Here is a 6,552-nt window from a genome sequence, read left to right on the forward strand (position 1 = left end):
GACTTAAACATATTTGATCTAAATCCAGGTATTTAGTCGCCTCTTCTATTCTTCTTATAATAGTTTCCTTACTTTCAAGTTTTCCTGTTTTAGAGGATACTAGACCTAGTACAACTTGTTTATCTCTTGGAACATATTTTAAAGGTTCAAAACCGCCTGATCTCTCATCGTCAAATTCCAGATAAAAAGCATCTACATTGGCATTAGCAAATAAAGTTTCTGCTACTAGATCATAAGGTCCTTCTGCTGCGTAAGTAGAATGGTAGTTTCCTCTACAAACATGAGTAGTGATTATTAAATCTTCTGGTAAATCTTTAATAGCTAAGTTATTTAACTTAAGAAATAAATTTAAAGTATCTTTTACTTGTTCTTCTGTATATCCAAGAAGTTTTATTAAATTTCTATCACAAAAAGTTCCCCAAGTACAATCATCTAACTGAATATTTCTACAGCCTAAATCATAAAAAGCTCTAATTATTTGATTATAAGTCTTTGCTATATCATTTATTAAGTCATCTTGATTTGGATATATAAATTTTACATCTGCTATATTTTCTGGTCTTTGCAATTCTAACAGCAATTGAGCTGGTGCAGGAATAGTTTGTCTTGCTTCCACTCCCTCTTCATCTGCCACTTCCTTTAAAAATTTATAATGTTCAAGGAATGGATGATTGCCAGTAAATTTTATTTTTCCTAAAACTCCTGCTGTTTCTGCCCTTGTTTCCTCTCCTTTAAATTGATATCCTCTTTCAACTTTCTTATATTCAACACCATGAATTCCCCACATAAAATCTAAATGCCACCAGCTTCTTCTGAACTCCCCATCTGTTACAGATTTTAAGCCAGCTGCCTTTTCTTTCTTTACAAGTTCTCTTATTGCCTTATCTTCAACAGCCTTTAAATCGGTCCTTGTAATTTCCCCATTTTCATATTGTCTTCTAGCTTTTTTTAATTCCTCTGGTCTAAGAAAACTTCCAACAATATCATTTCTGTAGGGTACTTGTAATCTCTGTTTTCCTAATAATTCCTTTGTCATAAATAACCCTCCTTATTTTTTGTCTAGAATATTATACCATATAAATTTATATATAATCTTATCACTATTACACTTTTCATTTTTTGTTAATAAAAAAGTTATGAAAATCTGCTGATTTTACATAACTCTATTTTAAAGATTACACTATAATATTAAGCTCAAAAAACACTCCTAACTCCTAACTCCAAACTCCTAACTCCACACTCCTAACTCCTAACTCCACACTCCTAACTCCTAACTCCACACTCCTAACTCCTAACTCCACACTCCTAACTCCTAACTCCACACTCTACACTCCTAACTCCACACTCTACACTCCTAACTCCTAACTGAATAAAGTTTTTCTAACTCTTCCTTCGGCATTAGAACTTCAACTAAAAAAGCCATTATTATAACTCCTGGAAGATCTATTAAAAATCTCGCCAAGGTAAACTTATATCCTAAAGCTCCAACTTCAAACATTAAGGTAGATATTTTGATTACACACCAAGCATTCATAAAAATAATTATATTCCTAAATCTAACCCCTTTTTTAAGTAGAACTTTTGTAAAGGGAAAGGCTGCATACATAGGGCCAGCAGCAATAGTTCCCATAAGAATGGAAAGAATAATTCCCTTTATTCCCGAATCATATCCCATATATTTCATCATAGTTTCCCTAGGAAGCCACACATCTATAAGTCCTAGTAAAAGCATTATTGGCGGGACTACTGAAATCATCTGTTTTATACTTGAGAAAATTGAGCTTAGAGACTTTAAACCTAGATTTTTATTCCAAATAAAAACTATTAACAATACTAAAAGCATCACTAGAAAAAAGGAATATCTTTTAATCAATTTCTTAATCATAATAATACAATCACCTTCTCAACAAAAAATGCTACTAAAATTGAAAAAATAAAGGCAATTATATTTCTATAAACTGTAGCTCTTTTACCTATATATTTTGCTTCTAAAGGAATTGTTATTAAACCAATTAAGGTTAAAGTTGATACAAGGGCTGCAACTTGCGCCATTCCTGCTCCATTATTTATAAGCATATCAGCTGTAGAAAAAGCTACAAAGGTAGGCATCATAACAATAGTTCCAATTAAGGCTGATAATATTATGCCAAGGAAAGCTGAATTAGTTCCTAGTATGCCCCTTATAGTTTCAGGTGTTAGTATGGCAAGAATTAAGCCAACAGAAATAACTATTCCTAAAAACTGTGGCAAAATATTTTCTAAAGATTTCAACCCCTTAATAAAAGCCTTTTTAGTTTTCTTCTTATCTTTTTTATATGATAATAAAAATAATATAACTGTTGCTGAATAAAGAAAAAAGCTGCTCATTATTTCACTCCAATAACTTTTTAATAATATTATTATATTAATTTTATAAACATTAATGAGATAATTATTAACAGAATTTAATTATAAACAATTGTAAAAACATAAAAATAAAACTCTAACAAACTAATCTGTCAGAGTTTTTGCTATAAAACTTATAAAATTAATCTTACCACTAGGATATTCTTAAATAATACCCTTAATATCCTCTAAATATTTAAACATTTGACTTAAATAAGTATCCATACTGTCAAGATACTTATCAGCCTTAACTGTATCACCTTCATAAAAGGCAGATATAGCTTTACTAGCTGTCTCATGTACCTTTTGATGAGATTCTTCCATCTCCTTAAATTCTTTTAGACTGCTATATTTCTTACCTTCATTTCCATAATACCATCTTCCTAAACGGCAAGATTTAAAATCAGCTAGTTTTTCTGGTTCTAATTTTTCATAGCCTAGGAAAGTATTATAAACCCTCCACTTCCAAACTAAATGATCTGTCTTAAAAATTTCCATCATTGTTTTATCATCTAAGAATTCTCTTTTATTTAAAAATTCTTTTCTAAAACCATGTACATGCTTGCTTGAATTATTTATGTATTCTCCAATACTTTTACTTTTTTCTTCTATAAAATCTGATTCTTTAGCTATTTCTTCTATTCCATTAGTTAAGCTTTCTGTAATAGCATGTTGTTCTTCCATATTTGAAGCAACTTGATTTATAGTTTCGTCTATTTCATTAATAGAATTAGATATATCGTGTATTTGCATTAATGCTTCATTTATAATGCTCTTTCCTGTATCTAATTCCTCTATAGACTTCTCAATTTGACTAGAGGAATTGTCTATTGCTAAATTTAAAGCCTCAATATCCTTCATAACATTTTCCAAGGATATTCTAGTATCTTCAGCAAGTTTTCTTACCTCATCTGCAACTATTGCAAAGCCCCTGCCATTTTCTCCTGCTCTTGCAGCTTCAATAGCAGCATTTAAGGCTAATAGATTTGTTTGATTTGCTATTCCCTTTAATAAAGTTATTACTTGGTTTATAGATTTTGTTTTTTCTCTTACTTCATCCATTTCTTTATTTATATTTTTCGCTTTTTCAAAGTATCCAACAATAAAATCCATGGATTTTTCTATTTTTTCCACACCAGCTTCTGCAATTCCAGTAATATCCTGTGTATGATTTGCTACATCCTGTGAAAAACTTGATATTTCTTCACTTGAAGCTATCATTTCTTTAATGCTGTTATAGAAATTATTTACTTGCTCAGTCTGAGTGCTTGTACTTTTTATTATATCTCTTAAAGAATCCATTCTCGTCATTTCTGATAATATAGTATCTAGGCTAAGTAAGTTCTTTACTTTATCTGCCTTTATCTTATCTATAAGTTTATTCCACTTTTTTGAAAGCTCTGCTGATCCTATTTCTTTTTCATCAATATAGATTAATTTTTCATTTAATAAATTATCTATAGCCATTAATAGTATATTTTCATTTATAGTATTAACAGTATTAAATTCAGACTTGCTTTTTTGATTTTTTCTAAACTTTATCATAATTCCTCCAAAGATTGTAAAGTATATAATAAAATTATACAGCATATTAACATAACTTTCTACTTTTAAGTAAACTTTAATATATTTGGAAGGAGATTATGAGCTGTATTTACTAATAAATTTTACTACTCCGTCCTTTTCATTACTCTCTATGACTTTTGTTGCTATCCTTTTTAACTCTTCTGCTCCATTTTCCACAGCATAACATTCATCGGATATCTTAAACATTGGAATATCATTAACATTATCCCCAAAGCTAATAAGTTTATCGCAATTTATATATCTCTCTAGTTCCTTTATTCCATTTGCCTTAGAGGCTTTGCTGCTATAAGCATCTAAATAATAGCCCTCCCCATATATGTCCTTATAATAATCCACATATAAACCTTCTATTAACTTTAGTTCATCATATATAGCTTTTATTTTTTCATAATCATCAAATAATACAAAATTAATTACTTCCATCTCTTCTAGAAGACTATAATAATCATCTATTTTTACAAAGGTCTTTAGTTTTTTCTCACATCTCTCATTATAAAAATCTTTTTCTGGATTATTTATTATTCCTCTATAATAAACAAAAATATGGTTATCTTTTATACCATATAAAAAGCAATTCTTATCATATTTTTTTAAAATATCTAAAACTCCCTTTACTACAGTATCCTCTAACTTATTAATTTTTATATATTCTTGTTTTGCTATATCATAAATTAATACTCCATTCATTAAAACTACTGGGATTTTGATATTAATTCCCTCTAAAATATCTACAACGGTAGCTGGAGTTCTTGCACTAGCAATAGTAAAGTTTACTCCCTGTTCTATTAATCTATTTAATTCTTTTTTTGAATAATCTGATATTTCCTTGTTTTTATTTAATAAGGTCCCATCTAAATCTGAAACAAATAACTCCATACTTTCACACTTCCTATAAATTTTACTTTAGTTATATTATAATCTAATTTTTGATTATAACATAATTCTCTTATTATAAAGATATATAAATTAAAAAGAGGCTGTAAAACAGCCTTTTTTAGTATATCCCCTATATTTTCTTTATTCCTTTTGATTATGGGTTCCATCACAATAAGGTGGATTTTTAGTTTTTTTACATCCACATAAATATGTTATTCCATCTTTTTCTGCATCAAAATACATTGGTCCTAAGCCTGTTCCCTTATGACCTTTAAAATCGCAGAATGGTTCTTTTTCTGATTCTCCACATGTACACCAGGCATATTTTTTTCCCTTTTGAAGTTCTACAGTTATTGGTCCGCTAGTAATTGTCTTCTTTTCCATAATCAATCTCCTTTTATCTTTTAATTACCATTTTCCATTAGACACATGACCTGCTATTTCAGCCTTAGCTCTCTGTTTGATAGTCCATGCTTCATTTTTAGTTTGTTCAAAGGATGTTACGCATTTTGCATCAAGCTCCATCTTTATACCTTCATCGCATAATTGAGCAATTTTAGTAGCTAAATGAATAATTTCTATATGAATATCATTTGTTGGAGTTGATGAATAGATTTTATCAGCTTCTTCCTTGCTTAATTCTACGAATTTATCTTTAGGAACTAAACACTTTGGGCATTTTTCAGGTGCTTCAGTTCCTTCCCACACAAATCCACAAACTGTACATTTAAATAATTTTTTCAATTTTATTACCTCCTTAAAAAATTAACCATATGAAATTAAAAAATAATTTCATATGGTTATTATTTATAAAATTTTTAAAATATATTCTTATTTAAAATTGAGAAGTTCTTTGTAAGGTGCTATATAAAATATAAAATGAATTTAACTAGTATTAGAACAATTAAAAATAAATTGATTTTAATTTATATAATAATAAGTTAATTCCAAAAATTATTAATAATATAAAAATATTTATTTTTAAAACATATTCTTTTGCAAGAAAAATCTCATTGAAATATACAGAAAAAAGACTAGCTAAAATTGAAATTAATACTACTAAGACTCCTATATTTTTTCTATCTATAAAAAAGACTTTATACTTAAAAGTATTAATAAACTCGATACATACTGCATAAATAATTAAATTAATAAAATATGGAATATTTAAACTTATATCATATTTATCTATAAAAATATTATTATACTCTATTAACACTGAAATAATAAGAAAAATCCCTAGATAATTAATTATTTTATATAAAAAGTTTATAATCCATTCTAACAAGCTCCTTTTAGAAGAGTTTTTTATAAACTCCTTACAAAAGTTAATATAATCATAACCCACGACATCCTCTATCAATAGACCTTGATTCTGAGCTTCGAGAGCCTTTAATAATATCTCATTTAACTTTTCCTTATATATCTTTTCTTTTATATTATTGTTAGATAGATATAATTCTATTTGAGTAAATACCTTTCTATTTTCTTTAGTAAGCTGCTTTCTTAGTTTCTTATATTCCTTATTCAATATCTTCTCCCCCAATAAATTAACATTTAGAAACAATCTAATATATTTATTATATTATAAATGAGCAAATTTCATAGCATTATTTACCATAAAAATTGAATAGACTCCTCCTAGGCAATTTTTAAGGCTTGAAAAATTTGCTCCAAGGGCACTCCAGCCTTTGATTGTTCATA

Annotated in this window: 8 protein-coding genes; all 8 read right to left on the reverse strand. The window is 28.0% G+C overall.

Annotation, left to right across the window (positions count from 1 at the left end):
• Nucleotides 1-1,036, reverse strand: a 1,036-nt coding sequence (locus KQI16_RS03015) for a 5-methyltetrahydropteroyltriglutamate--homocysteine S-methyltransferase (protein WP_216432124.1), incomplete at its 3' end; no start/stop codon positions are given.
• A 318-nt stretch (nucleotides 1,037-1,354) separates the two neighbouring features.
• Nucleotides 1,355-1,885, reverse strand: coding sequence for a permease (locus KQI16_RS03020; RefSeq protein WP_216432126.1), 531 nt, complete (start codon nucleotides 1,883-1,885; stop codon nucleotides 1,355-1,357).
• Nucleotides 1,882-2,367 (reverse strand): permease, encoded by a 486-nt coding sequence (locus tag KQI16_RS03025; protein ID WP_216432127.1) that lies wholly within the window; start codon nucleotides 2,365-2,367, stop codon nucleotides 1,882-1,884. Before KQI16_RS03025 ends, KQI16_RS03020 begins: the two co-directional genes overlap by 4 nt.
• Before the next feature lie 183 nt (nucleotides 2,368-2,550).
• Nucleotides 2,551-3,930 (reverse strand): methyl-accepting chemotaxis protein, encoded by a 1,380-nt coding sequence (locus KQI16_RS03030; protein WP_164704106.1) that lies wholly within the window; start codon nucleotides 3,928-3,930, stop codon nucleotides 2,551-2,553.
• A gap of 96 nt (nucleotides 3,931-4,026) precedes the next feature.
• A complete protein-coding gene (locus tag KQI16_RS03035) occupies nucleotides 4,027-4,848 on the reverse strand; it encodes an HAD family hydrolase (RefSeq protein WP_216432128.1) in 822 nt (273 codons plus the stop codon).
• A gap of 141 nt (nucleotides 4,849-4,989) precedes the next feature.
• Nucleotides 4,990-5,232 carry a CDGSH iron-sulfur domain-containing protein gene (locus KQI16_RS03040; RefSeq protein WP_119865976.1) on the reverse strand — a complete coding sequence of 81 codons (243 nt, stop codon included), beginning with the start codon at nucleotides 5,230-5,232 and terminating at the stop codon, nucleotides 4,990-4,992.
• Between the two features lie 24 nt (nucleotides 5,233-5,256).
• Complete coding sequence (locus tag KQI16_RS03045) at nucleotides 5,257-5,592, reverse strand: rubredoxin-like domain-containing protein (protein ID WP_119865977.1); 336 nt, start codon at nucleotides 5,590-5,592, stop codon at nucleotides 5,257-5,259.
• A gap of 160 nt (nucleotides 5,593-5,752) precedes the next feature.
• The gene (locus KQI16_RS03050; RefSeq protein ID WP_216432129.1) at nucleotides 5,753-6,379 is read right to left on the reverse strand and encodes a hypothetical protein; all 627 of its coding nucleotides are present in this window, start codon (nucleotides 6,377-6,379) and stop codon (nucleotides 5,753-5,755) included.
• Nucleotides 6,380-6,552 lie beyond the last annotated feature (173 nt).

The organism is Caproiciproducens sp. MSJ-32 (genome assembly GCF_018918055.1).
In the GTDB taxonomy this organism is placed as follows: domain Bacteria; phylum Bacillota; class Clostridia; order Clostridiales; family Clostridiaceae; genus Clostridium.

What these genes read in the sequence shown, in the direction of transcription:
- KQI16_RS03020 (WP_216432126.1), bottom strand. Translation starts at nt 1,885, where the DNA reads ATGATTAAGAAATTGATTAAAAGATATTCCTTTTTTCTAGTGATGCTT.
- KQI16_RS03025 (WP_216432127.1), bottom strand. Translation starts at nt 2,367, where the DNA reads ATGAGCAGCTTTTTTCTTTATTCAGCAACAGTTATATTATTTTTATTA.
- KQI16_RS03030 (WP_164704106.1), bottom strand. Translation starts at nt 3,930, where the DNA reads ATGATAAAGTTTAGAAAAAATCAAAAAAGCAAGTCTGAATTTAATACT.
- KQI16_RS03035 (WP_216432128.1), bottom strand. Translation starts at nt 4,848, where the DNA reads ATGGAGTTATTTGTTTCAGATTTAGATGGGACCTTATTAAATAAAAAC.
- KQI16_RS03040 (WP_119865976.1), bottom strand. Translation starts at nt 5,232, where the DNA reads ATGGAAAAGAAGACAATTACTAGCGGACCAATAACTGTAGAACTTCAA.